This is a genomic window from Pseudarthrobacter sp. S3 (assembly GCF_050156905.1).
In the GTDB taxonomy this organism is placed as follows: Bacteria; Actinomycetota; Actinomycetes; order Actinomycetales; family Micrococcaceae; genus Arthrobacter.
The window spans coordinates 3374061-3399545 of record NZ_CP189583.1 but is presented as its reverse complement, the minus strand read 5'-3'; the positions used below and the strand labels follow the sequence as shown (position 1 = coordinate 3399545).

Below are 25485 nucleotides of genomic sequence, written 5' to 3'. Positions count from 1 at the left end.
GAAACCGTCGAAACCCCTCGATGATTGAGCCAGCTTCCATAGCCCCGTCTGACACTTTGCGCAGACCCTGTGACTTGACGCCATTGATCAATGTGCAACAAAAGAGGCCCGCCGCTGTTCAAGCGGCGGGCCTCTTGCTTTGTGGTTCGCTGCGTCGGGGCCGGAGCCCGCCTTAGCGTTGGGCGAGTTGAAGGCGGTTTGTTGCAGCGTCGAGGCCTTCAGTGAGCAGATCGAGAAGGTATTTCCCGTAGCCACTCTTGGAGAGGGGTGCGGCCCGTTCCCGAAGTTCATCGTCATTGAGGAAACCCAAACGCCAGGCGATTTCTTCGGGGCACCCGATGGAGAGGCCTTGGCGGTGCTGAACTGTACGGACGAATTCGGATGCTGCGTTGAGGTCATCGAAGGTTCCGGTGTCTAGCCACGCGGTTCCGCGAGGCAGGATTTCCACCTGCAGCTTGCCGCGTTCGAGGTAGACGCGGTTGACGTCCGTGATTTCCAGTTCGCCGCGGGGAGAAGGCTTTAGGTCGCGTGCGATCTGGACCACATCGTTGTCGTAGAAGTACAGGCCCGGCACCGCATAGTGGCTCTTCGGTTTTGCGGGCTTCTCTTCAAGGGAGATTGCCTTGCCCTCCGCGTCGAATTCCACAACACCGTACGCGGACGGGTCCTGGACCCGGTATCCGAAGACTGCGCCGCCGTCGATGTTTTCGAACCGTCCTAGCTGCGTGCCGAGGCCTCGGCCATAGAAGATGTTGTCGCCGAGGACCAAAGCAACCGGGCCATCGCCGATGTGCTCGGCCCCCAGGACGAACGCCTGGGCCAACCCATCCGGGGACGGCTGCTGGGTGTAGGTGATATTGACGCCGAACTGACTGCCGTCACCAAGGAGCCGCTGGAACTGATCCGCATCGTGCGGCGTAGTAATGATGAGGACGTCCCGGATGCCGGCCAGCATCAGTGTGGACAACGGGTAGTAGATCATCGGTTTGTCGTAGACAGGGACCAGCTGCTTGCTGATTCCGAGAGTGATTGGATGAAGACGTGAACCGGTTCCCCCGGCGAGGATTATTCCGCGCATAAGGACATTTTCGCGGTGGTTACAAATTCAGCCAAATCGTGTAGCTGTGGAACGATGAATGTTATGCAGAAATTACTGGTTACCGGGGGCGCCGGTTTCATTGGTTCGAACTTTGTCCACTATGTGTTGGAAAACACGCTTGATCATGTAACGGTGCTGGACAAGCTGACTTATGCCGGTAATCTCGCGTCCCTCGAGGGTCTCGCGGAGGACCGTTTCAAGTTCGTCAAAGGCGACATTACAGACGCGGACGTCGTGGACGGGCTCGTCGCAGAATGCGATGTGGTGGTTCATTACGCGGCTGAGTCGCACAACGATAATTCGCTGCATGACCCGCGCCCGTTCCTGGACACGAACATCATCGGTACGTACACGCTGATCGAGGCGGCCCGGAAGCACAACAAACGCTTCCACCACATCTCCACCGACGAGGTGTACGGCGATCTGGAACTCGATGATCCGGAGCGGTTTACCGAGGACACTCCGTACAACCCGTCCAGCCCGTACTCCTCCACGAAGGCAGGTTCGGACCTGCTGGTCCGTGCCTGGGTGCGTTCCTTCGGTCTGCAGGCCACCATCAGCAACTGCTCGAACAATTACGGCCCGTACCAGCATGTGGAGAAGTTCATCCCGCGCCAGATCACCAACGTGATCGACGGAATCCGTCCCAAGCTCTACGGCAAGGGCGAGAACGTCCGTGACTGGATCCACGCTAACGACCACTCCTCGGCCGTGCTGGCCATCATCGCCAAGGGCCGGATCGGCGAGACGTACCTGATCGGGGCCGACGGCGAAAAGAACAACAAGGACGTCGTCGAACTCATTCTTAAGCACATGGGCCAGTCCCCGGACGCCTACGACCATGTCGTGGACCGCCCCGGGCACGACCTGCGCTACGCCATCGACTCCGCCAAGCTCCGCGACGAGCTCGGGTGGGAACCGCGCTTCTCCAACTTTGACGCCGGTATTGAGGACACCATCGCCTGGTACCGGGAGAACGAGGACTGGTGGCGGCCGCAGAAGGCCCAGACCGAAGCGAAGTACCAGGAACAGGGCCAGTAGAGCATGTCGATCGAGTTCTCCAAGAAGCTGACCGCGCACGAAACCCCGATCCCCGGCGTCGTCCTCTATGACCTTCCGGTTCACGGTGATAACCGTGGCTGGTTCAAGGAAAACTGGCAGCGGGAAAAGATGGTGGCCCTGGGGCTGCCGGACTTCCGCCCTCTGCAGAACAATATTTCGTTTAACGAAAAGGCCGGCACCACCCGCGGTATCCACGCCGAACCGTGGGACAAGTTCATCTCGGTCGCCACAGGCAGGATCTTCGGCGCCTGGGTGGACCTGCGCGAAGGCCCGTCCTTCGGTGCCGTCTTCACTGCCGAACTGGACGCGAGCCAGGCAATCTTCATTCCCCGTGGTGTGGGCAACGCCTTCCAGACCTTGGAAGACAACACGGCTTACACCTACCTCGTCAACGACCACTGGTCCGCCGACGCGAAGGGCCAGTACACCTTCCTGAACCTCGCGGACGAGACCGTCGCCATCGTCTGGCCGGTCCCGCTGGCGGAGGCAGAGCTCTCCAATAAGGACAGGGCGCACCCGCGCCTCGCGGACGTCGTGCCGATGCCGGCGAAGAAAATCCTCGTGGTTGGTGCCGACGGGCAGTTGGGCAAGGCGCTGCGGGAACTGTACGACGGCGACACGACCGTCGAGTTCGTCGGCCGGGCCGGGTTCGACCTGTCCAGTGAGGCCTCCTTCGCGGAGCGGTACTGGAAGAACTACTCGACGATCATCAACGCTGCCGCCTACACCGCCGTCGACACCGCGGAAACCGCGGAGGGCCGCGCCGCCGCCTGGGCCGTCAACGTCACCGCTGTGGCGCGGCTGGCCCGGACCGCCGTCGAGCATGACCTCACCCTCGTGCAGGTTTCCTCGGACTACGTTTTCGACGGCGTCGGCGAGAGCCACGATGAGGCTGAGCCGTTCGCTCCGCTGGGTGTATACGGGCAGACGAAGGCAGCCGGCGACGCCGTGGTCAGCGTCGTTCCCCGCCACTACATCGTCCGGACCAGCTGGGTCATCGGCGAAGGCAACAACTTCGTCCGCACCATGGCATCCCTCGCCGGCCGCGGCATCGAGCCGTCCGTCGTCAATGACCAGATCGGCCGGCTCAGCTTCACCGCGGACATCGCCGCAGGGATCCGGCACCTGCTCGAATCCGGCGCGGAATACGGTACCTATAACCTCAGCAACGACGGCGAGCCACAGTCCTGGGCCGACATCGCAGCCGAAGTGTACGAGCTCTCGGGGCGGCCGCGGAGCGCCGTCACCGGCGTCAGCACCGAGGAATACTTCAAGGACAAAGCTGCGGCGCCCCGGCCGCTGAACAGTGTGCTAGACCTGACCAAGATCAAGACTTCAGGTTTCACGCCCCGTCCGGCGGCGGAGGCGCTCCGGGCCTACGTTGCGGTCACGCAGACAGCAAACGCCTGAGAAGAGTCATTGGCGTAGGGCTGGGCCTTCAGCCGGGCGATACCCCCGAATGAATTGTTGGTGATTGAGCTCGTCGAAATCAAGTCCCTCAATTGCAAATTCCCACCATTGATTTGTAAGGTGCACCTATGACTATGGGGAAATTTATTACTAAAGCCGTCATTCCTGCTGCCGGCTTGGGGACTCGCTTCCTGCCGGCCACTAAGGCGATGCCGAAGGAAATGTTGCCGGTGGTTGACCGCCCGGCTATCCAGTACGTCGTGGAAGAAGCCGTCAAGGCTGGCCTCAACGACATTTTGATGATCACGGGGCGCAGCAAGCGTGCCCTTGAGGACCACTTCGACCGTGAACCCGGCCTGGAGCGTGCGCTGGAGTTGAAAGGCGATCAGGGTCGCCTGGACCTGGTGCATGAGGCGTCCGACTTGGGCCCCATCCATTACGTCCGCCAGGGCGAAGCCAAGGGCTTGGGCCATGCCGTGCTCTGTGCGCGTCAGCACGTGGGCAACGAGCCCTTCGCCGTACTGCTGGGTGACGACCTCATCGACGAGGCCGAGACCCTCCTGATTACCATGATCGAGGTACAGCTGAAGACCGGCGGTTCGGTTGTTGCCCTAATCGAGGTGGACCCCTCGCAGATCAGTGCATACGGGTGCGCGGACATCACAGCCATCGAAGGCGAAGACTACGTCCGCGTCAACAAACTGGTCGAGAAGCCGGCCATAGCCGAAGCGCCGTCCAACCTGGCCGTCATCGGCCGGTACGTGCTGCACCCCTCGGTGTTCGGCGTCCTGGAGAACACAGCGCCCGGCCGTGGCGGGGAGATCCAACTGACGGATGCCCTCCAGACCCTCGCTGCCGGTGAGGGCGAAGGCTCCGGCGTGTACGGCGTGGTCTTCAAGGGCCGCCGATTCGACACGGGTGACAAGCTGAGCTACCTGAAGGCAGTCATCACCCTGGCTTCCGAACGCGTGGAGTTTGGCGAGGACTTGAAGACCTGGCTGAAGGCCTTCGTCGGCTAGCTCCTGATGCCTCTGTGACGCACTACGGGCCTGCCGCTGACCCGCGACCGGCCTGTAGGCGTTTAAGGGCCGCAGTGACCAAGAGAGCGCCAATTACGGCCCCTCCTGTGTTTGTGACAAGATCCAGCGCACTCGCGAACCGATTGTGAAGAAACAGCAGCTGGCCCAGCTCGATGCAACCCGAGACAATCAGCCCAAGAATTCCGAGCTGCCACACGTGTTTTTTCGGATATGCCAGGGCCGCAACTGCGCCGAACGGAAAGAATAGCGCTACATTGGCGGATGCTTCGACGAATTGGTGTTAACAATTGGTAATTGAACCAAGCGGGAATTCCGCGTGCATGGAGGAATCCCAGGACGCTGGCGAGCTGGCCCTGCACCGGAGCATCAACCGGGCTCGGCCAGAACGCCAACAATGCCAGCGGCACGAGCATGGCAACTAGAATCGGACGCCAAATCCTAGGGTTGTCTGGGCGTCTCAAGAGGCACTCAGGCTGTTCTCAGCAGGGCCAGGGCGGCAGTTCCGAGCGCGCCTACGGCCAGCAATACGAGGAGTGCATATGGAAGTGCCTGTGGACGCGGGACGGGGACGGACAAATCCCACTGCCATGGTGTTTTGCGCCAATGTCTCCCCATAGATCAAATAGATACCACAAGGCTGGTGCCTGCGCCTGGCCATTCGGTGGATCAGCCTGTCTCGTCGGTGGTTAAGCCTGTCGAAACCTTAAACGCAGAGGGTGGGTGGTTCTCCGGATTCCCGGAGAGCCACCCACCCTCTTGAGTGCTTGGAAGATGCCGCCGTTATGCAGCAACCTCGTTCTTAGCGCGGCGGCGAACAACAACCACTGATGCTGCGCCAGCGGCCAGTGCGCCTGCGCCCACAAGGGTCCAGAGGATCAGGCCCGAGTCAGCACCGGTGTTGGCAAGGCCAGCCCCGGTGTTTGCGAGCGGAGCGCCGCCGGTGTTGGCCAGTGCTGCTGCAACCTGTACCGTAACGGGTCCGACAGTCACGCCGGAGATGGTGCCCGTTGCTGTGATGGAGTAGGTTCCAGCTTCGCCGAGCGAGAGCGGGAACACGATTGCGCCCTGAGCGTCAGCCGTTGCGTTGAACGACTGGGGAGCCAGGAATACAGGGATCTTTGTTGCGACCGAGCGGCCGAGACCGGCACCGGAAGCTGCGGGCGGGTTGCCCGGCGTGACGGTAATGACCAGCGGTTCGCCGGCAAGGAAGCCCTGGCCGCGGAAGGTGAACTGTTCACCCGGGCCGACGGTGCCGTCAGAAACAGCAGCCTGGGGCGGGAGAGCCGGGTATTCGGCGGCAACAGCGGGTGAGCCGATGAGCGCGATTGAGCCTGCAAGTGCGAGTGCTGCGAGTGTTTTTTTCATTGTTGTCCCCCCGGAGACGTTAAAGTTTTTTTGAAGTACCCGAATTGAGGAGGTTTCCTCTCTGCACGAGACCTGCGCAGAAATCCCGGATAGATATCCCAAAACAGACGTTACCATCCGATTCGAGTGTGGAGCAATGTCAGTCCAGACGGTTTACATAGTGTTAACACGGTGTCCATAACTTATTGCCCGCAAGATGCGACCCCTGTGGGCAAGATCACATCATTTACATCCTGCACTGTGGGCGTGACAAACAGGTTAGGTTCTGTGTGCTGCACGATTTTTCCGAAAGTAAACTCCACCGTGCGACTCTCTCCAGGGGCGAGTCGCACGGCAAGAACTCCTACAGGCCTGCCGCTGTGTAGATAGGGTGCAAACTCTGTTTTCTGTCCGTCTAGTCTTGCAATTTCCACATTGGCTTGGACTGGTCCGTAGGCCATGATGTTTGTCTGGACGGACCCTGGAGGAACACCAAAAATACCGTCTCCGGTAACATACGCTGGCAGCGATGTGGCTGCATCAGCAGGGGCCGTGTTGGTGCTTGTGATACGAACCGTGGTTTGCTCGTAACCGTCCTTTGGGCACTCTTTGATCAACCCGACGGAGTGCTTGACGTAGTAATCCATCTTCGCGCCCGTGCCGTCGTTGAAATAGACCCCGAATTGTGCGGCGGCCACGCTCGGACCTGAGATTGCGCCGGCAATAGGATACCTGTCGATGACGGCTTGTTCCTGAGGCTCGTCGGACCAAACTAGAATGCGACCCTCGGAGGCTCCTCGTCCAATGCCCTCCATGAGTCGTTTGGGATCCGCCTTGCCGGTCGACAAGGTCGCGAAAATCTCTTGTGCTACACCAGCGAAGTAGGCATCCTGGAGTTTGGGTTGCGCGATCTTTGCGTACACATCGGAGAGAAGCGTTTGAACAACGTTGGTCCCTGTGAGCTCAGCTGGCAGTCCCAGATTAGTCAACGAAGTCAATTCAGGGTTGGAGATCTTCACTGATCCGGTTGCATCAAGAATGTAGCCAAGCGCCACGGGGTCAATGGAGAGGACCCCGTCAACTCGCTGTCCAGTTTTCCTTTCCCACATAGCCTGGGCAGTAGCCGCCGCAGTGGGGAAGTCGGGCGTGAGATTTACATCCTGCATGAACTTGCCGAGTCGTGCTGAGTAGATCTGCTGTTGAACCGAATCTACAGGCACGGTTGGGGCCATGATTCCGAGTTCCCCTGCGCTGCTTTGCGCGCTCAGAGTTAGCTTGCCACCATCGAGGCTAAGGATTGCCAGCGCCCCAGGGATGCCACCTGACGCACGAGCCTCTGCATTGTTTTGAATCATGAGCAAGTAGTTCCGTGGTGCATCGGATCCGAGCATGGCGGGTAACGTCGCCGAAGCGTGTGCAGCGGCATCCAAAGTTCCGGTGACGTCCAGTAGCTCGCCACGGGCACGAATCAACGGATCGGCGACTTGAGGCAACAATTTCGTCGTATCAATCTGATGAAGTCGTTCAGCTGAGAGGCGGACGGCTTGCGCCGCTGAAGAAACAGTCGGCGCAGCGGCCTCAATTGAGCTCAAATCGGCACCTGAACTACTTGGGAGCAGAGTATCCCAGTCCAGGACATCGAATACCTTTACAAGAGGCTCCAATCCTAGGGTTGCGACGTCGTCGGCGGAACGCGCTACTTCGGACACGGCGCTGAAGTTTGGGCCAGCGATCGGGATGGATGACGCCAGAGTCCAGACTGGATCTTCGGCAGCCCGCTTTGCTTCTGCTGTGTGTGACCGAAGTTTTTCAGTCACGGCCGTCGCCCTCTTCGAGTCGTTGGCGGCGACGGCATCCTTAATTGAAGGGATGAGCTCTGATGCGGTGTTCAGTTCATAATTGATTGTTGTGGCTCGTTCGCCCAGCCAGGCCGCCGCCGCTAAGGCAACCACAGCCAGAGTTGACGACCAACAAACGACTACTAAAATACGACGGCTACGGCGTTTCTTTCGAGAGAGTTCCCCGTCATCAGGAACGCCAAGCTGTTTTGGACCAGCGGATAGCCTGGTTACGTCGTCGCCCATACCTAAGGGCGCCCAAGTCCACGGTAACTCCAACCAGCTGCCCGCCACTTCGCCGCGTCGAGTATGTTACGGCCATCGAGGATGCGGCGAGATGCTACCGATCCAGCCAGAGCGTATGGATCGAGATCGCGGTACTGCTGCCATTCGGTCAGAAGCAGCAATGCGTCCGCACCACTGATGGCCCTGTCAAGGTCAGCCTCGTAGTGGAGTTCTGGGAATCTACGGGCTGCATTCGTCAGGGCTTTTGGATCCGTTACCGTTACAACAGCCCCTTGGAGTTGGAGCTGTGCAGCGATGCTAAGAGCGGGCGAATCGCGGACGTCATCGCTTTCTGGCTTGAAGGCTGCACCGAGGACAGTGATCCGCTGTCCCAGGAGAATGTCGCCGCAGACCTCTCGAGTCAGCTCCACAACTCGTGAGCGACGTCGCATGTTGATTGCGTCTACTTCACGCAGGAATGTGAGAGCTTGGTCCGCGCCAAGTTCCCCGGCTCGGGCCATGAAAGCACGAATGTCTTTGGGCAGGCAGCCGCCACCGAATCCGATGCCGGCGTTAAGGAATTTTCGACCGATTCGATCGTCCATGCCAATTGCATCCGCGAGTAGTGTCACGTCTGCACCCGCAGCCTCGCATACTTCGGCCATGGCGTTAATGAACGAAATTTTGGTGGCCAAGAATGAATTGGCTGCCGTTTTCACGAGTTCAGAAGTTGGGTGATCTGTCACGAGGCGTGGAGAGCCATTGCTCAGCGCGGACGCATATACTTCATCCAGAACCGCAACGGCCGGATGGTCCTCCGAGCCATCAGAGACACCGTAGACCAAGCGATCAGGACTGAGAGTGTCTGAGACTGCATGTCCCTCGCGTAGGAACTCTGGATTCCAAACCAAGTGGGCTGTGTGTTCCTGCGCTTTCACGAGGTCCGCAAGCCTGGATGCCGTCCCGACGGGAACCGTCGACTTTCCAACAACAATATTCTCAGGCGATAAGTATGGGAGTAATCCAAGAACGGCGGCATCGACGAAAGTCATGTCGGCGCCGTTTTCACCCTTCTTCTGTGGCGTGCCGACGCAGATGAAATGCACTTCGCTGCCGGAGGCCGCGGACATATCGGTCGTGAACGAAAGCCGTCCCGTGTCTTGGACGTCCCTCAGCAGAGACTCGAGTCCGGGTTCATAAAACGGTGCAATGGCTTGCGAGAGCTCGGCAATTTTTCTCTCGTCCACGTCGATGCCGACGACGTCATGACCGAGCTTAGCCATGCACGCTGCATGGACGGCCCCCAAATAGCCGCAGCCTATTACGGAAATACGCATTTAGATAATTCCTTCCCCAAGAGGGCAGTCGTGCGAGTTTGATTACTAATAAGCGCCCGTACTGCGAAAGACAGCGCGAACGGTGCGAAGAATAATGACCAGATCTGCCGCCAAAGACCAATTCTCTACATAGTAAAGATCCAGTCGGACGGAATCCTGCCAGGAAAGGTTAGAACGTCCGCTTACTTGCCAAAGACCAGTGAGTCCCGGCTTGACTAGTAACCGTCGGCGAACATCGTGCTCATATGCTTCCACTTCTCGCGGCAGTGGTGGTCTCGGCCCAACCAGGCTCATTGAACCCGTGAAAATATTGAATAGTTGCGGGAGTTCATCCAGGCTGTACTTTCGCAAGAATCCTCCCACACGCGTTACGCGGGGATCATTCTTGATCTTGAACAGGACACCATTGCCCTCGTTGAGGTTCGCGAGTTCGGCAAGCCTTGCTTCCGCGTCGACGACCATGGACCGAAACTTCACCATTCCAAAAAGCTTGCCTTCCATCCCTACTCGGTCCTGCACAAAGAATACGTGCCCCCTGCTGTCCGATTTGATCATCGCCGCAATAACTAACATGACAGGACTGAGCATCAGAATCATGAGCCCAGAAGTTGCGACATCGAACAACCGTTTGGCCACTCGCTGTCCGCCCTCGAGGGTAGGGGTCGTTACATGGATCAGAGGCAACCCAGCCACTTGTTGAGTGTGAATGCGTGGACCGGCGATGTCGGTAAGCGCTGGTGCCATGATGAGCCCCACATTTCGGGAGGCTAGTTCCCAACCCAGGTGCCTTAGCGTCTGCGGATGAAGCTGGACGCCGGCCGAGACAGCGACAGCGTCGGCTTGACAGAGTTCTATGGCCTTAAGTATTGAGCTGGTGTCGGCCTTGTGACCCAGAATAGGCAAGCCTGATGACGGTTCTTCAGTGGGCCCATCGTGCACGCCTGGTGTGTAGGCCGCTACCGGAAGGTATCCAGCGTGCTTGGCGCGCTCCAGTGACGAAGCCAGGTGGGCCACAGCGCTTGGACCACCAAGCAAGAGTAACCTTGACATACTGCCGCCTTGTTGGCGGGCGATGCTCAAATGCTGACGTAACAACCACCGCGCTAAGAGAAGTCCGGCCAGACCCGTGGGCAACGCGATTCCTACATAGCCGCGTGCGGTGTCCACCCGAAACACATAAGAAAAAATCGCCACCAGCCCGAACAACCACAAAGAAGCTGCTGCGACACGCTTATATTCATCCGGCCCAGCGCCTAGGATCCGACTTTGACGGCTGTTCCACGCTCCAAGCATCAGCCACCATCCGACAACTAGCGCGAAAGATAGCCACACGTAACTGAACTCTTGACCCACGACCATGAAGTCGGGCTCCGCGCCAAACCTTACGACATACGCGCCCGCGACGGCCCAGGTGATGACAAAAGCGTCCACAACTTTCAACAGACGTGCTGATCGAACTCGCCAGTCCTGCGGATCATTCTGCGTCAAAAGTCCCCCATCGAATGAATATTTGTGGCGTGAGCTGTGTTATCTATCAACCGGCAGTTGTTGATAGTTCGAGACGGTGTCACGGCTATCTGTGGTGTCTCTTGCATTACTGAGCCGGCGCGCGGGCCGCGCAGTATTGACTGGAGTTGTTCCTGTGGAAGTGTGGTAACTCGAATATCCGTATGCGTACGCGTCAGGGCCTCGTCGGAAGCAGGTTAAGTACAACTCCGAGAAGGTCTGCGTCAACCATTTCAAGGGCACGCAGCGATTTCTCCAACTCAGCGAACTTCACCTTGGACGACCCAATCACCAGGACGACTCCACCAACTTGCTGCGCCAACACGGCCGCATCTGTAACCGGAAGCAGTGGCGGGGCATCAATGATGACAGCGTCGAAAGCGGACTCCAGTCCGAAAATTAGTCGTTTCATGGCGTCCGAGCCGAGTAACTCGCTCGGGTTGGGAGGGATCTGCCCCGAAGTAAGGACAAAGAGTTCATCCTCGCCCCATGGCTGCAGCAATTCATTTACGTCCGCTGCCCCAACTAGCGCGGTTGTGAGGCCAGCATTTCGATCTAAGCCCAAGTAGTCGTCCACGCGAGGTCGGCGAAGGTCAGCGTCCACGAGCACCACGGATTGCCCTGCTTGCGCCAGGGCAATTGCGAGGTTAGTTGCCGTCGTCGTCTTGCCCTCACCCGGTAGAGAGGAAGTCACGAGAAGGGCTTTTGAATCATGGCCTACCTGCGCAAATTGAAGGTTCGTTCGTATCTGGCGAAACGATTCTGCACGGGGGCTCTGCGGATGCACCTGAGTGAGCAAGGTGTTCTTCGCTGCTTCGCTATCGTAAGCGATACCGCCAAGCACGGGAGCTTGCGATAACCGTCGGACATCGTGTTCGCCGCGAACACGCGTGTCAAGAGTCGTCCGCAGTACCGCTATACCTATGCCCAGGCCTGCACCCCCAACGAGACCAACTAGAAGGTACAAGCGAGTATTCGGAGCTGAAGGTGCAACAGGTGCGATTGCCGGCGTGACGACTGAAAGTTTCACCGGCGAGAGACCTTCGGTTGAAGGCCTCTCCAACTTATCAACGACTTCGATGAGACTACTGCCCACAGCTTGAGCAATGGCCGCAGCCGTGACAGCCGAGGAATCGTTAACGGAAATCGTAATGATGACAGTATTCAGATCAGCCCCAGCGCTTACCTTCTCTTGAAGTTCGGCGGGTGTCAGGTCCAGGCCGAGCCTATCTATTGCCGGCTGAAGGACAGCTGGCGTGCCGACCGTCTCCACATACGACCTGACTCGCGCCTGACTAAAGGTATTGCCCTGTTGCAGCTCAGTGATGGATCCAGACCCTTGGATCGCCACAAAGAGCTTTGTTTCCGCTACGTAGCTTGGTTTGATGATGAGGGATGCGGCTCCGGCCATCAGAAGGCCTAAGAGTGCGGTTGCGACGATAGTCAGCCAATTTCGCTTTGCTATCTTCAAGTAATCATTGAGCTCCAATATCGAGACCTCTCATTCAACTGGTTTCAGACTGGAGCGTTAATCACGACCACGCCGCCCGCAGAAGTCTGACCTGTAGCCAGACCACCCGGTGCCCCCATGATGATTTTGCCATATCGCGGAACCACAGCAGACAGAGATGACTCGCGACTGCCCCAATTGGTCAGGCAGGTTTGAACTGCGGTGCAGTAGGCATCGACGGCGGGCACCTCGGGTACCATAGCATTGAGTTGGGTCGTCACTTCACTTCTGATGCCGCTTTGGACATGCACTTTGGTGTGCTGGCTCCGGGATCGGCGGCGTATGACAGCGCAAACTTGATATCGATGGCCGGCGGGAAGACTGGCACAACAATGACTCTGCAACTCATCCCTGAAGATTCCATGACGTCGGCGCCGTCAGCCTATGCATGTGTGTTTAGACTTGTGGCTGATAATATGACGAACGCATAGATGTCAACGTCTGCGTTGGTCTCACATCAATAGCAGGCAAGGCAAGGCACGACAGTCCGGTTCCTTGCCATCTGTCACTGGCGACCACATTAAGCCGAGTGGATGCATTCGCTGTAGCTAGCTCAACTCTGAGCCAGACTGCGACGGAAAATTCTACGGCCTGTTCCTTCGCTTGATCACTTCAGGTCTTGTGCATCGCTGTGCCGTATTTTGCTTCAGAAACAAGCAGGGGGAGTCCTAAATGAGGATATTGCACGTAACTGAGGCCATGGGTGGAGGAGTGCTCACTCTAATGGACACCCTCAGCCGAAGGCAGGTTGAACAGGGGGCAGGAGTTGAAGTTTGGTTCTTACCCCGCACCGAAACGCCAAGTGACGACGAACTGCAGGACATGTTCGATGAGCGCGTCGTCCTGCAGCCCTTATCGGAAGACTGCACCGGGCCGAAGAGGTATCTTTCGTTGATTGGGGCAGTGCGTAATGCAGCTCGCAGCGGTAGATTCGATGCCATTCATCTGCACTCATCCATAGCGGGCGCCGTGGGACGGTTAGCAACCCTCTTTATCAGAAATCGCACCGGGGTAATAGTTTATTCTCCTCATGGGTTCGCATTTCTCCGGGAAGACACTACTAAGTTCGAACGCAAAGCGACGAGACTAGCCGAAGTATTTCTCTCTCGATTCTGCGATGGCTTAGTCCTCACCTCAGACTCAGAGCGCAAGTTGGCGCAATCTCATATGGTCGGGGCGAGCACGCACCTTCTCAGTACCGGTATCCCGAAAGAACGACTTCGAGTTCCCGCGGTTGCGGTACGCGCTACGAACGATCGACCGCTGCGTGTCGGGATGGTCGGGCGAATCTGTTATCAGAAGGCGCCCTGGCGATTTGCGACCGTCGCCCGTGCGTTGAAGGATCAAGCTGAGTTCGTTTGGATCGGGGGAGGCGCGGATACTGACATTCAGCGTTGGCTTCTTGATCCAGCCGTCAAGATCACGGGCTGGCTAAATGCAGACGAGCTCACTCGGCAAATAGACGAGCTTGACGTCCTGCTCTTCCCAACGTTATGGGAGGGAATGGCACTGTCTCTCATGCAAGCTCAAGCGCAAGGCATTCCCGCGGTTGTGTCGGACGTGGTGGGTAACGTCGACACTATAGTGCACGGAAGCACGGGCTTTGTATGTTCAACCGACGATGAACTGATTTCCCGCCTTCATCAACTACTTACCGACGAAAAACTGCGAGATGACATGTCTAAGGCTGCGGTGGAGTGGGCCAAGGATACCCTCTTGGATACACGCGTGGGAGCAGAATCCATATCCATCTACCGCTCGATTTCTGCTCCAGATGAAGTCGCACTGAGTCAATAATCGATCTCGTGAAAACGGAATATGGTTTTTACTCACCGTCTAAGCCCTGTTCAATTGAGCTATTTATTGTTCCAGTTTCTTTGCTGGCGATAGAGAGGAAATATCTAAAATGCGCTCTGTGTCTGTTGTGATTCCTACTATTGGTAGACCGGTGCTCAGACGGGCCGTGGAGTCTGCCCTCTCTCAAGAGAGCGCGCCTTTCGAGATACTCGTGGTCGCAGATACGCTGGCACCTATTGATCTTCCAGTAAACCCGAAAGTGAAATTGATAAGGGTCGGCCCAGGGGCGGGAGGAAACGTCGCGCGTCAGGCAGGAATCCAAGCTGCCGAAGGTGAACTGGTTGCCTTATTGGACGACGATGATGAGTGGCTAGGGAATCATTTGGCCAATCAGCTTCGATTGATTCCGTCCGAAGAAGGCGGACATTACTGGATCGCTAGCTCCAGGCTCTTCGCGCGGGATGCAAAGGGCAAATCAAGAGTCTGGCCGAAACGACTGATGAACGCGTCGGAGACACTTCCTCAGTATATTTTTCGGAAGACCGCACTCGTAGGTGGTGTCGGATTCATTCAGGCCTCCACTCTTATGTTCCCCCGGCGCTTAGGGTTGGAGGTTCCCTTCGATGCAGACTTGAAGTTTCACCAGGATGTGAGCTGGCTCGTTGACCTCTCCAAGATTGATCATGACGTAGCTGTTTTCCAATCGCCTGAGCCATCGGTCGTCTACCATATTGGTTCTGCAACGGTATCCAAAAAGATTACTGCGTCGCAGTCAATAGCGTGGGCGAGCAGATTGGATCCGGAAGACCGCAGAACTATTGGCGACTTTGTCGTGGTTCATTCAATTCAGGGAGCAAAAAACTCGGGGTCATTGACGGCGATGCTCAAGACGGTAATTGCTGGGCTGAGAATAGGTAAGCCGAGTGGCTGGGCCGTCGCATATGCAGCCGCATTGGTTGTTCGCATGGCGCTCGCTAAATTCGGAACTCGCAATCGCTAGTATGTTGAGTTTTCAACTGGCTCGTCACGCACCTGGCCGACCGATCTATTGGTCTCCCGGTATTTGTTTGATGGGTGATTCATAATGGTTGCACTACCAATCGGAATTACCATTTGCGGTCTTCTTGCGACCATTTTCTGCAAGGCCAACAAAGCTTCGCAGTGCGCTCTATTTTTCGTTCTAGCGCTGGCTGTACTTGTGCCATCACACTCTCCATCACGTGACGTTCTATCGGCTGCTGTTGGGGGTGCGGTAGTAGTTCTGGTCGTGGCAATACTGCGGAGTCATAGTCTGATCGCCAAGGCAGCTCCTAATATGTCCTTGGTTCTATTCATCCTCTACTCGTCGGGGATCATGTTTTTCGAGGCAGATGGGCCGTACGCCTGGTTTATTCTTCTTTCGTGTACTTCCTATTTGCTGGTTTCTTTACTTGTATCCCAGCCCAGTTTCAACGGAACGGCCGTTCTCTACTTTGCGGTTCCAATTTTTGTAGTTATTCAATTTTTATTCTCGATTGCCGAAGAGTTCCTTGGTGTGAAGGCAATTTGGCCTCTGACAAATGGAACTGACTTTATTACTCATCGACTTAATCCTATTGCACCGTGGCTTGCCGGACGTGCGATGGGGTCAACGTCGCATCCCATACCACTAGGCACCCTGATGGCGATCTGCCTAGTCGTTTGTCTGTGGGTAGCAATCAACGGTGGCCGCCGAAGGTACTGGCTAGTTAGCCTGCTTGCAGCGACTGTAATCCTATTCTCCGGAACGCGGAGTGCAATTCTTGCTGTTCTGGTGGCTCTTGCATTTTGGTTTAGTACGGCGGCGGGATCGAAACGACTTCCGGGGTACGTCTTGGGTGCAGCAACATTCTTCATTATCGCAGTCTCGGTGGATCCTCGGACGCTTCCCGGTCTGTCGGGATTTTACTCGTCGGAGTCCTATACGCATAGAGCGGATGTTTTAGAGTTCCTGCCGGAATTGATGCAACGGTCCCTTGGGGATTTAGTCTTCGGGTCTGGTTATGGTTCTATAGCCTCACTATTGCAGTCATCGGTATTTTCTGGGGGCAGCGGAATTCAGGTTTTTGACCAAGAGTATATTCGAACCTTGACTGCCACCGGACTCGTGGGCTTCATGTTGCTCACATCGTCGATTGTCGAAGGATTTCGTCGTGGAAATGTTCCATCGCGTTTGGTTATTATTTGTCTAGCGGTCACGTTCTTTTCATTTGACGCCCTGAGCTGGAATCTCCTGATGACTTTATTCGTGGTCGCCGCGTCCGGCCCACTTTTTCACGTTGACGAGAGACGCGAAAAGCAGATGGAGATAGACAGTTTGCAGGCCAATAATCGGGGCCTTCGCATTTAGGCAAGGCCTGTCTGCTTGATCCGGTTGGGGGCAGTGACCGCCAGCGTCGAGACGATTCTACGGGTGGTTTTGATGACGCCGGTGATCGCGCGTCGGTAGGTTGTTGGCGGCGCCAGAGGTATCGACGCACTCCAGGCCCGCAGCCTCCGGCCGAGCCGGGCGACTTCCGCAATTGGTCAGGTTGGGAGCGACGCGATCACCTGATGACTGCACTCTCGCCGCCTGCGCCTGAATCTGGGGGTGATTGTGGCAGGGGCTTCGGCCAGCGTTTTGTTCCTCGGGCATCCCCGGACGAGAACGGCACCCACCATCCGCAAAGGCATGCGGAAACAGGGATTTCGTGGATGCGGACCTGACAGTGTCCGTGGTCGACCGCGAGGACGCCCAGGAGCAGGCCGGCCGCGTGTACCGTGACGGTACAGACGTGGATCCCCACGACGCTTAGCAACCATTCAAGCGCGGGCACCGGCGGCCACCGGAACAAGTCATATACAGGTTCGGCCACTGAAATTCGGACAACTAGAAATCGCGTATTTCCATGAGAAGGGTCTGCCCAAGGTTTGATTGACATCTGATTTGTGAGTTTTGGCTCGCAAGTGAAGGATGTTGAACATGCCTAAAGCTTTTCCTGAAGAGTTCCGCCGTGATGTGGTCGCGGTGGCCCGCAAGGGTGAAGCCACCATTGTCCAGATTGCAAAGGACTTTGGGGTTTTCCCGGCTGCCCTGCATCGGTGGTTGAAGATCGCTGACGTCCAGGACGGGGTGGTTCCCGGGGTAACGAAGGAAGAATCTGTCGAGCTGCGTGAGGCGAAGAAACGCATCAGGCTCCTCGAACAGGAGGCGGAGGTGATGCGCCGGGCGGTGGCGTACCTCTCCCGTGACATCAACCCAAAATGATGTACCCGCTGGTCCTTGAACTGGCCGCCCCGGAAGCCCCTGTGCGGGTGCCGGTCGCGGTGACCTGCCGGGTACTGGGATTCTCCCGCCAAGCCTTCTACCAGTGGTGTGCGAACCCTGTCAGCGACCGTGACTGGGAAGAAGCCCACCTGGTCAACGCCGCCCTGGAAATCCACGCCGAGGACCCGACTTTCGGGTACCGGCTAATCCATGACGAACTCGTCCACGAACTGGGGCTGGTGGCTTCCGAGACCAGGGTAGGGCGGCTGTGCAGCGAGAATAGGATTCTCTCTGTCATTCACCGTCGGCGCGGCGCGGGAAAGAAAGCCGGCCCGCCCGTCTGTTAGCGGCCATGAAAAACTGCCCATAGGCGGCCACGGAACTGCCCACTGGGCGAGTTCTAGCGATCGTTGCAACACCCCCGAAAATCGGGAGTTGCAACACCCATGGAATTACCATCGAAAAATAGTTCGTCCTTAAAGAAAAAATCTCCTTCAACGGTGGAACAATCGGCTGCAGCCGGTGCGTCGGTGAAGCGTCGTCAGCAGTCACACACCCCTACGCAAAAGCAGGATTTCCTGTCCGCCGTGGAGCGGTTGGGAAGCGTCGCCGACGCGGCCAAGGAGCTCGGCATCAACCGGAGCACTTGCCAGAAGTGGGCCAACGCTGCCGGGATCAGGCCTCAGCGCCGATACACGCAGGCGGACAAAGACCAGTTCTATGCCGTTCTGGACCGGACCGGCAACATCGCCGAGGCGGCCCTGGAATTGGGAGTGAACATCAGCACGGCGCACAATTGGGCCGGCAAGGTCAATCCAGCGACCAGGAAGCCACGGAACACCCGATCAATGAATGCCGGGCGGCCGCAACGCTACTCACCGGCGGTGGTTGAGGAGTTCCTGACCCTGTTGCGGAACGTCGGCAGCGTCAGCGCGGTGGCGAAGCAGTTGGGTCTGAACCTATCCACCTGTTCGAACTGGGCGAAGGATGCTGGCATGGCCTCCACCTGTCTGCGCCGCCCCTCCGCGAAACAGCTTCACTACCTTCGTCTTCGCGAAGAAGGAGCCGGCCGCAGGGACGCCGCCCGCACCGTTGGCGCCAGCAAACAGAGCTCCTACCAATGGGACCGGCAACAGACTGCAAAGGACACGGCCGCAACCGAGGATCATGCCGTGGATCTGCCGTATAAACAGGAAGTGATAACGACATTCGCGGAACCTTCGACCCCTGCAACGGCGACGGAGCCGCCAGCCTCAGCGACGGCGCCCGTACCCACCGCGGTGGCGTTGGAAGCTCTGGAGCGGGCCATCAGCGCCCGCTACCTGTCCCTGCAGGAGCGGGAGAGGATCGCGGACCTGCGCTCCCACGGGACCTCGATGCAGGACATCGGCAGGGCATTGGGCCGGTCCGTGGGCACCATTAGCCGGGAGATCAGACGCAACAGCCACCCCGTGCTCGGCTACCAGCCCTACGGCGCTCATCGGGCCGCGACCGCGGCCAGGGCACGGCCCAAAGACAGTAAGCTGGCAGAGCCCGGGGAGCTGCATGACTATGTGAAAATCAAGCTCCTCACACACTGGTCCCCGGAACAGATTTCAAAGCTGTTGATCAAGGAATTCCCCGATGACGAGCAGATGCGCGTGAGCCCCGAAACGATCTACCAGGCCCTCTACTTTCAGGCCCGCGGCGGACTAAAACGCGAAGTCAAAGAAGCACTGCGCACCGGGCGGACACGCCGGAAAAAACACAAGAACCCCGAGGAGCGCACCAGTCGTTTCCGGGACCCGATGATCAACATCTCCGAACGCCCCGCAGAGGTCCAGGACCGCGCCGTCCCAGGCCACTGGGAGGGGGATCTAATAACCGGAGCCTACAACCAGTCGGCGATCGCAACCCTGGTCGAACGCACCACCCGCTACGTGATGCTCGTGCACCTGCCCCTCGATCACACCGCCGAATCAGTCCGCGACGGGCTGATCAAGACCATGTCCACGCTACCGGCGCACCTGCGCGGATCCCTCACCTGGGACCAAGGCGCGGAAATGGCCAAACACAAGGCCTTCAGCATCGCCACCGACATGGACGTCTACTTCTGCGACCCCGCCAGCCCCTGGCAGCGCGGATCCAACGAAAACACCAACGGGCTCCTTCGCCAGTACTTCCCCAAAGGCACCGACCTGAACGCCTACGGACCCGAAGACCTCGAACACGTCGCCCAGGAACTCAACGGACGGCCACGCAAAACACTGGACTGGGACACCCCAGCCGAGCGTCTTCGTGATTTACTGATAGCCAGCTAACCACGGGTGTTGCAACGACCCCTAGAATTCAAGCAGCGGGCATTTCTGCTGGCCGCCCATGGGCACAAACTATTGGCCATTGACACCCGTCCATGACGATCATGTCCGGCGCGACTTCACCGCCACGGCGCCGAATCTGTTGTGGCTGACGGACATCACCGAGCACCACACCGGCGAGGGCAAGCTGTACCTTTGTGCGGTCAAGGACGTGTTCTCCAACAGGATTGTGGGCTACTCCATCGATTCACGGATGAAGGCCTCCCTGGCTGTTGACGCGCTCCGGGCCGCGATCAGTCAACGCGCCCCGCAGGGAACCCTCATACATTCGGACAGAGGCTCGCAATTCCGGTCCAAGAAATACACTCGCTTGATAAGCACGGGGGGCTTGAAGGGCTCCATGGGACGGGTTGGGGCATGCGCAGACAACGCCGCCATGGAAAGTTTCTTCTCCCTGCTGCAAAAGAACGTGCTGAACCAAAAACGCTGGGAAACCCGGGAGGAACTGCGCCTGGCCATCGTGGTCTGGATCGAGAAAACATACCACCGCCGACGGCGCCAACGACGACTCGGCAAGCTAACGCCGATCGAGTTTGAGACAATAAACAAGACCTCTCAACCGGTCGCCGAAATACCAGCCCAAACTGTCAACTAAACCTTGGGCAGACCCATCCGGTTTCCTATGAATCTCACGAAGGACTGAAAAATTTCGGTCTAAGAGTTTCGTCTAGGTGTATTGACCACGGACGTTAGGAACGTTCGGCGTGGTTAGGTGACAAAAAGAAGACCTCCGAGTGGAGTGGGGCTTGTCTAAGAGTCCGATCCACAAGGAGGTCTTCAATGTCCCATGCTAACGCCATCCTGACGCCCAAGGGCAGGCTCCGGCTGGCTCAGTGCATCGTCGATGACGGGTGGCCGCTGCGCCGGGCAGCTGAACGGTTCCAAGTCTCGGTGACGACCGCGGCGCGGTGGGCTGGCCGCTACCGGGATCACGGCGAGCACGGGATGAATGACCGGTCCAGCCGGCCCGTCAGCTCCCCGGGCCGGACGTCCGTGCGGCGGGAGCGACGGATCATCGCACTCCGGATCAACCGCCGGTGGGGACCTGCCAGGATCGGTTACCTGCTGGGCATCCACCCCTCCACGGTGCACCGGGTCCTCTCCAGGTTCGGGCTGGCAAGGCGGCTCTTCAAGGTTCCCGGGGAATGGTCTGCTGAGATGAACGCTTATGCTGCCATCCGGGCTGCACTTCTCAAGAGGATACGCGATTTGTAGTTGTCCGGGTTCCGGTAGCCTCGCGCCGTGCGTTTGATGTGCTTTATCGCTGTGTTATTCGCCTCGACTTTGGCTGTTGTCGCGCCGGTGACAATGAGGACTTCGATCTCATTCCACCAGCGGCAGACGGTGCGGTAGAGCCTGTTGGTCTCGGGCATTGCTGCCCGTTCCACGAGGTCAGCAAGCGCGTTCTTCGCCGCACCCGCGTCCTCCAGGGAACTTGTGTTCAGTAGGGTGCGGAGCTGCTCCTTCACCTGCCAGGCGACCTCGAGGCTGCCCGTCGGGTCATCAGCGGCGAACACCCCGGCGAGTCGGTGGCGGGCGCGTTCTGAAAGGTTTTCGTTTGCTTTCAGCAGCAGCATCCGGTTCGCCCACGCCGGGTCCGTGGCCCTGCCCCGCCGGCCCCTTACCTGCTGGGACAGGCCCTGACGGACCGTGGTGAGCATGTCGTTGGCCAGCATCGTCACGTGGAAAAGATCCACCGACACCGCCGTGCGCGGCAACCACATCCGCAGCGCCTTCCGGAACGCCGCGGACGGGTCAATCGCGACGACCTGCACCCCCAGCCGCCAGTCCAGCGGCCGGGCGAAGAGCCAGTCGCCGACACCCTTGTGGTCGCGTCCGTCCACGATGCCCAGGACCTGCCCGGTGTCCAGATCCACGATCGTTGTCATCCACGGTTCATACCGGGTCCAGGCCTTCGTGCCGGAGTCCTGGAAGAACCGCACCGACCGGTACCGGTGCTCGTCGATGCCCAGCATCCGCGGCGAAAGGAGGTCCACGTCGGGCAGGCGGAGCGCGGCCTCACCGATGACCTGTTGGACCAGCCACCACGAGATCCCGAACGCCGTGGCCGTCTCGGATACGGCACGGCCAGAATCGATGACCGCGTCCACCAGCGTCTCCCGGAGCCTGCGTGTAGATCGTGCCCGGCGAGGGACCTGAGGGGTTGCCTCGCAAAACGATTTCCGATCGCATAAGTACTCGTCGCAGAACCAGCGCCGCTTGTCCCAGAGGAGCACTACGGAGCCGGCGACCGGGATGTCGCGGAGCTTCTGGCAGCGGCGTTCCTTGACCCGGGAAGCGATGACCCCGCAGCTCGGGCAGCCCGGCGGGAAGGTGGACTCCACGGTGACATGACGAACCCCGTCAGGGAGCACGGCAGTAGCCAAGACACGATAATCATGCAGGTTGAAGATCATGCTGGCAGCATCATGGCCAGCCCAAGTAGGCTCTATCAAGGCTCGTGGTTCCTGTTCAGGTTGAATGCGTAGTAACACTCATCCCAGCAGGACCACGAGTCCTTTGCTGACTACAACACGAACCTATTTCCCCGGGAACCTTGAAGAGCCGGCAAGGCTGTCCTGGCTGGACCGTGCCACGGGCAGGGTGATCCGCCGCTATGAACACCACAGCCCCGGAGAGCTGGTCCACGTCGACATCAAGAAACTCGGGCGGATCCCTGAAGGCGGCGGACACCGCACGGTGGGCAGGGCCGCAGGCAATCGGAACAAGACCGGCACGGCAATGAACCGGCGACCGGGCTACGCCTTCCTGCACAACGCGGTCGATGACCACTCCCGACTGGCCTACACCGAGATCCTGGCCGATGAGAAGAAGGAAACCGCGGCCGGGTTCTGGGAACGCGCCAACGCCTACTTCGAAGCCTGCGGAATCACCGTGAAACGGGTGCTGACCGACAACGGCTCCTGCTACCGCTCCTACGCATTCAAGGACGCACTGGGCCCGGACATCAAGCACAAACGCACCCGCCCCTACCGGCCACAGACCAACGGAAAAGTTGAGCGCTACAACCGCACCATGCTCGATGAATGGGCCTACGCCAAACCCTACGCATCAGAGTCCGAGCGTGTTGCCGCTTTCACCGAGTGGCTGCATCACTACAATCATCATCGAGGCCACACCTCACTCAAAGGTCAGCCGCCCGTCAGCCGCGTTACCAACCTCTCGGGTCAATACATCTAGGCTTCGGGCGCGTTGACGCACTGGGTTCCAGGGCTACGCTCATCTCGTCCTTGGCTGAGGTTGTCTTCGTCCCACTTGATCTGAGAATGGTCGCCAGTCTTGCGAGATCTCCCGATCGAATGCCGTAGAAACTGGCGATGGAAAATTTGAAATGAGTTCGCATAAAGATCACGCACATCACTCCTGCAGTCACGTTCCCCAGCAATGTCGCCCAGGCGGCTCCGATGGCGCCGTAGCTAGGCACCAGCAGGAAAACCATACATAGGTTGCCAGCGAAAGCTATGGAGAGAGCGACGCTTCGCAGGCCCGGGCGACCTCGAGCCGATAGCCCGGCCCCCGCTACCGAGCCTGGATTCCCGAGTAGGACGCCTAACAGCAAAATCTCAACGACAATAACCGAGCCGGCAAAATCATCGCCAAATAGCACGGGCACAAGCCATACAGACGAGACTCCGACAAGGATCGCACCCAGCAGCGTCAGGAACGTGGAGACTCTGGAAGCCCGAGTCAAGCGCGAATCGTTCGCCTTGACGGATTCAGCGGAAAAAAGCACGTCTCTAACGGCGCTGTTAAATATTAGCGTGACTTCGCTGATGCTGACTGCAACCGCATAGAGACCTATCTGATAGGCCGTTGAAAGTGGGATCATTAGTACTTGATCTAGGCGTGACAGCAAAATTCCGGTGAGCGCTCCCACCCAAACTCTCGTGCCATAAGAGAACAGAGGAATCTTTCTGCGCACGCGACTCGTGGCCTGGAGTGTGGGTCCCTTTCGAAGTAGGTACAAGTAGATAGCGAGACCGACAAAACTTGACACGGCGATGGTAACTGAAGCGGACAGCACGGTGAGCGAGTCAAGAGCCACCAGCACGAGAAAAGCGACTAACCGTAATATGGCGCTAAAGAATCTCTCTATGCTGATCAACGCCCATCGACCTTGGCCTGCGGCGTATGCTCGGATCCCGCCCAGGAGCAAAGAGGGTGCCAACGCCAGTGCAGCCAACGACATGGCTTGCAATATCGGTGACTCCGGAGGGGCAAGCATCGGTGCCAACACCCAAAGAGCCAGGCTCCCGGCCAGTCCGAGAACGACTAGGTATAGTGACCCCTTCGCGATAACCCTAGTATTGTCTCTTTTTCCGGAAGCCGTGAAGTACGTAATTGCTTCAGGTAATCCGAGAGTGATGGCGTTGACTGCCAAGAGCAACGGAGCAGTGGCTGCAGCAACTTCCCCACGGCTAGTTACGCCTAATGACTGTGCGAGGATTGGGGCGCTGATAAGAGCAACGAGTGGTGCCCCAAGATTGCCGATAGTGCTAATGGCAATTCCACGACCAACGCTAGGCAATTGCTTCACTTCACTTAGGCCTTGTCGCATCGTCGTAAAACTGCTCCAAGACGCAGGACTGTATCCGGATATTGTATTCCGCGGCAACTTTCTGGCGGGCATGTTGGGCCAGATCGGTTGCGTACTGTTCGTCCTGTATCAGCCTACGGATATTTTCTGCTAGCGCTTCAACGTTTCCCTCGTCAGACAGTAGTCCCGAAACGCCATGTGTGATGAATTCCGGTATTCCGCTGTGCCGTGTAGCTGCTATGGGCAAGCCCATAGCTGCGCCTTCGAGAAGGATCATTGGGAGCCCCTCGCGGTCGCCATTAGCTGCTGTCTTGGAGGGAACCGCTAATACGTGTGAGCGAACCATTATGGATTGGACCTGGCTCGGACTCTGCCCACCCAGAAAATCAACTGACACTTTCAGTGTTTTCGCGAGGTCCTCAAGTGAACTGCGAAGAGGGCCATCCCCGATCACTGCGATCCGGAGCGGCATACCATCCCGGCTTGCAACTAAGGAAGCGGCCTTTATGAGGTCGTCGATGCCTTTCTTTTCGACCAATCGCCCCACAATCAGGACATCCCAATCCCACCGCGTCGCCGCACCTCGGGTGTCTTCGTCTGGGATTGAAATGCCCAGCCGGTGTACAACGAGCTTGTGGCTTGGTGCTCCAAGCTGCAGAGCTGCGTCAGCTAGGTGCTCCGAAACAGCCAGAATCTTTGAGGAGCTCTCGAACATAGACGCGAGACGTCTCCGGTAGATGGCGCCCCGCATTCCTGGTCGCGCCGCGAGTGCTGTCACATCGATTCCATAGATGGAGACTATGAGCGGAATACCAAGTTGCCGGCATAATGGGGCGATAAGAATACCGTCCATCGCGAAATGTGCATGGACAACACTAGGCCTCAACTGTTTGAGACGTCGACGGAGCCTAAATGAAATTCGCGTGTACGCGAATAGCCGTCTACGTATCGTGTCAATAGGACTCTCAGTAAATAGCACTTCATCTCTATTTGTGGACAGCGGAGATGAAATCCTGGTGACGCCTAAAGCGAGCCCATTCCATTCGACTAGGTTCTCCAGTTGGCTTCGAACAAATGTTTCTGAGCCCGGAAGGAGATCGCGCCGCCACATGATGACTTGTTTATTTTTGGATTCGA

At 58.0% G+C, this 25485-nt stretch carries 17 protein-coding genes and 4 pseudogenes; 11 read left to right on the top strand and 10 right to left on the bottom strand.

Features of this window, described 5'->3' with window-relative positions; genetic code table 11:
• Nucleotides 1–172: 172 nt before the first annotated feature.
• Entirely contained in the window at nt 173–1078 is a 906-nt protein-coding gene (rfbA, locus tag ACQCSV_RS16335) for a glucose-1-phosphate thymidylyltransferase RfbA (protein WP_426938811.1), read from the bottom strand.
• A gap of 63 nt (nt 1079–1141) precedes the next feature.
• On the opposite strand from rfbA, the gene rfbB reads away from it, so the two are divergent.
• The 3 genes from rfbB to galU all read left to right on the top strand — a co-directional run bounded on the left by rfbB (nt 1142) and on the right by galU (nt 4590).
• Nucleotides 1142–2140 carry a dTDP-glucose 4,6-dehydratase gene (gene rfbB, locus ACQCSV_RS16330; protein ID WP_426938810.1) on the top strand — a complete coding sequence of 333 codons (999 nt, stop codon included), beginning with the start codon at nt 1142–1144 and terminating at the stop codon, nt 2138–2140.
• A 3-nt stretch (nt 2141–2143) separates the two neighbouring features.
• Nucleotides 2144–3571, top strand: a complete 1428-nt coding sequence (locus ACQCSV_RS16325; protein ID WP_426938809.1) for a sugar nucleotide-binding protein — start codon at nt 2144–2146, stop codon at nt 3569–3571.
• Nucleotides 3572–3699: 128 nt separating this feature from the next.
• Nucleotides 3700–4590 (top strand): UTP--glucose-1-phosphate uridylyltransferase GalU, encoded by an 891-nt coding sequence (galU, locus tag ACQCSV_RS16320; protein WP_426938808.1) that lies wholly within the window; start codon nt 3700–3702, stop codon nt 4588–4590.
• Between the two features lie 22 nt (nt 4591–4612).
• Here galU and ACQCSV_RS16315 read toward each other — a convergent pair whose 3' ends face one another.
• From ACQCSV_RS16315 to ACQCSV_RS16290, 6 genes are all read right to left on the bottom strand, one after another.
• A complete protein-coding gene (locus ACQCSV_RS16315) occupies nt 4613–4828 on the bottom strand; it encodes a VanZ family protein (RefSeq protein ID WP_426939578.1) in 216 nt (71 codons plus the stop codon).
• A gap of 563 nt (nt 4829–5391) precedes the next feature.
• On the bottom strand, nt 5392–5976 hold the full coding sequence (locus ACQCSV_RS16310; RefSeq protein WP_426938807.1) for an LPXTG cell wall anchor domain-containing protein: 585 nt from the start codon (nt 5974–5976) through the stop codon (nt 5392–5394).
• A gap of 182 nt (nt 5977–6158) precedes the next feature.
• The gene (locus ACQCSV_RS16305; RefSeq protein ID WP_426938806.1) at nt 6159–7907 is read right to left on the bottom strand and encodes a DUF4012 domain-containing protein; all 1749 of its coding nucleotides are present in this window, start codon (nt 7905–7907) and stop codon (nt 6159–6161) included.
• Between the two features lie 134 nt (nt 7908–8041).
• Nucleotides 8042–9355, bottom strand: coding sequence for a UDP-glucose dehydrogenase family protein (locus ACQCSV_RS16300; protein WP_426938805.1), 1314 nt, complete (start codon nt 9353–9355; stop codon nt 8042–8044).
• 45 nt (nt 9356–9400) lie between these two features.
• Nucleotides 9401–10843 carry a sugar transferase gene (locus ACQCSV_RS16295; protein ID WP_426938804.1) on the bottom strand — a complete coding sequence of 481 codons (1443 nt, stop codon included), beginning with the start codon at nt 10841–10843 and terminating at the stop codon, nt 9401–9403.
• A gap of 193 nt (nt 10844–11036) precedes the next feature.
• Nucleotides 11037–12350, bottom strand: coding sequence for a polysaccharide biosynthesis tyrosine autokinase (locus tag ACQCSV_RS16290; RefSeq protein ID WP_426938803.1), 1314 nt, complete (start codon nt 12348–12350; stop codon nt 11037–11039).
• 693 nt (nt 12351–13043) lie between these two features.
• Between ACQCSV_RS16290 and ACQCSV_RS16285 the strand changes: the two genes are divergently transcribed.
• From ACQCSV_RS16285 to ACQCSV_RS16255, 7 genes and pseudogenes are all read left to right on the top strand, one after another.
• A complete protein-coding gene (locus ACQCSV_RS16285; protein ID WP_426938802.1) occupies nt 13044–14168 on the top strand; it encodes a glycosyltransferase in 1125 nt (374 codons plus the stop codon).
• 118 nt (nt 14169–14286) lie between these two features.
• Nucleotides 14287–15168: a glycosyltransferase family 2 protein gene (locus ACQCSV_RS16280; protein WP_426938801.1), complete on the top strand. Its 882-nt coding sequence runs from the start codon at nt 14287–14289 to the stop codon at nt 15166–15168.
• An 84-nt stretch (nt 15169–15252) separates the two neighbouring features.
• A complete protein-coding gene (locus ACQCSV_RS16275) occupies nt 15253–16536 on the top strand; it encodes an O-antigen ligase family protein (protein ID WP_426938800.1) in 1284 nt (427 codons plus the stop codon).
• 612 nt (nt 16537–17148) lie between these two features.
• Nucleotides 17149–17774 (top strand): annotated as a pseudogene (locus ACQCSV_RS16270) (IS3 family transposase); the annotation flags it as partial.
• A gap of 654 nt (nt 17775–18428) precedes the next feature.
• A complete protein-coding gene (locus ACQCSV_RS16265; RefSeq protein WP_426939577.1) occupies nt 18429–19733 on the top strand; it encodes an IS30 family transposase in 1305 nt (434 codons plus the stop codon).
• An 85-nt stretch (nt 19734–19818) separates the two neighbouring features.
• A pseudogene (locus tag ACQCSV_RS16260) lies at nt 19819–20385 on the top strand (IS3 family transposase); the annotation flags it as partial.
• A 185-nt stretch (nt 20386–20570) separates the two neighbouring features.
• Nucleotides 20571–20912: pseudogene (locus tag ACQCSV_RS16255) on the top strand (helix-turn-helix domain-containing protein); the annotation flags it as partial.
• A 44-nt stretch (nt 20913–20956) separates the two neighbouring features.
• Here the strand turns inward: ACQCSV_RS16255 and ACQCSV_RS16250 are convergent.
• Entirely contained in the window at nt 20957–22246 is a 1290-nt protein-coding gene (locus ACQCSV_RS16250) for an ISL3 family transposase (protein WP_426938764.1), read from the bottom strand.
• Nucleotides 22247–22358: 112 nt separating this feature from the next.
• Between ACQCSV_RS16250 and ACQCSV_RS16245 the strand changes: the two are divergent.
• Nucleotides 22359–22991, top strand: a pseudogene (locus tag ACQCSV_RS16245) (IS481 family transposase); the annotation flags it as partial.
• Here ACQCSV_RS16245 and ACQCSV_RS16240 read toward each other — a convergent pair.
• Both ACQCSV_RS16240 and ACQCSV_RS16235 read right to left on the bottom strand, forming a co-directional pair.
• On the bottom strand, nt 22963–24369 hold the full coding sequence (locus tag ACQCSV_RS16240) for an oligosaccharide flippase family protein (RefSeq protein ID WP_426938799.1): 1407 nt from the start codon (nt 24367–24369) through the stop codon (nt 22963–22965). The pseudogene ACQCSV_RS16245 and the gene ACQCSV_RS16240 overlap by 29 nt on opposite strands.
• Nucleotides 24350–25459: a glycosyltransferase gene (locus ACQCSV_RS16235; RefSeq protein ID WP_426939576.1), complete on the bottom strand. Its 1110-nt coding sequence runs from the start codon at nt 25457–25459 to the stop codon at nt 24350–24352. Before ACQCSV_RS16235 ends, ACQCSV_RS16240 begins: the two co-directional genes overlap by 20 nt.
• Between the last annotated feature and the right edge of the window lie 26 nt (nt 25460–25485).

Coding starts and splice junctions, on each gene's coding strand:
- rfbA (WP_426938811.1), bottom strand. CDS start 1,078: ATGCGCGGAATAATCCTCGCCGGGGGAACCGGTTCACGTCTTCATCCA.
- rfbB (WP_426938810.1), top strand. CDS start 1,142: ATGCAGAAATTACTGGTTACCGGGGGCGCCGGTTTCATTGGTTCGAAC.
- ACQCSV_RS16325 (WP_426938809.1), top strand. CDS start 2,144: ATGTCGATCGAGTTCTCCAAGAAGCTGACCGCGCACGAAACCCCGATC.
- galU (WP_426938808.1), top strand. CDS start 3,700: ATGACTATGGGGAAATTTATTACTAAAGCCGTCATTCCTGCTGCCGGC.
- ACQCSV_RS16310 (WP_426938807.1), bottom strand. CDS start 5,976: ATGAAAAAAACACTCGCAGCACTCGCACTTGCAGGCTCAATCGCGCTC.
- ACQCSV_RS16300 (WP_426938805.1), bottom strand. CDS start 9,355: ATGCGTATTTCCGTAATAGGCTGCGGCTATTTGGGGGCCGTCCATGCA.
- ACQCSV_RS16285 (WP_426938802.1), top strand. CDS start 13,044: ATGAGGATATTGCACGTAACTGAGGCCATGGGTGGAGGAGTGCTCACT.
- ACQCSV_RS16275 (WP_426938800.1), top strand. CDS start 15,253: ATGGTTGCACTACCAATCGGAATTACCATTTGCGGTCTTCTTGCGACC.
- ACQCSV_RS16265 (WP_426939577.1), top strand. CDS start 18,429: ATGGCCTCCACCTGTCTGCGCCGCCCCTCCGCGAAACAGCTTCACTAC.
- ACQCSV_RS16240 (WP_426938799.1), bottom strand. CDS start 24,369: ATGCGACAAGGCCTAAGTGAAGTGAAGCAATTGCCTAGCGTTGGTCGT.
- ACQCSV_RS16235 (WP_426939576.1), bottom strand. CDS start 25,459: ATGTGGCGGCGCGATCTCCTTCCGGGCTCAGAAACATTTGTTCGAAGC.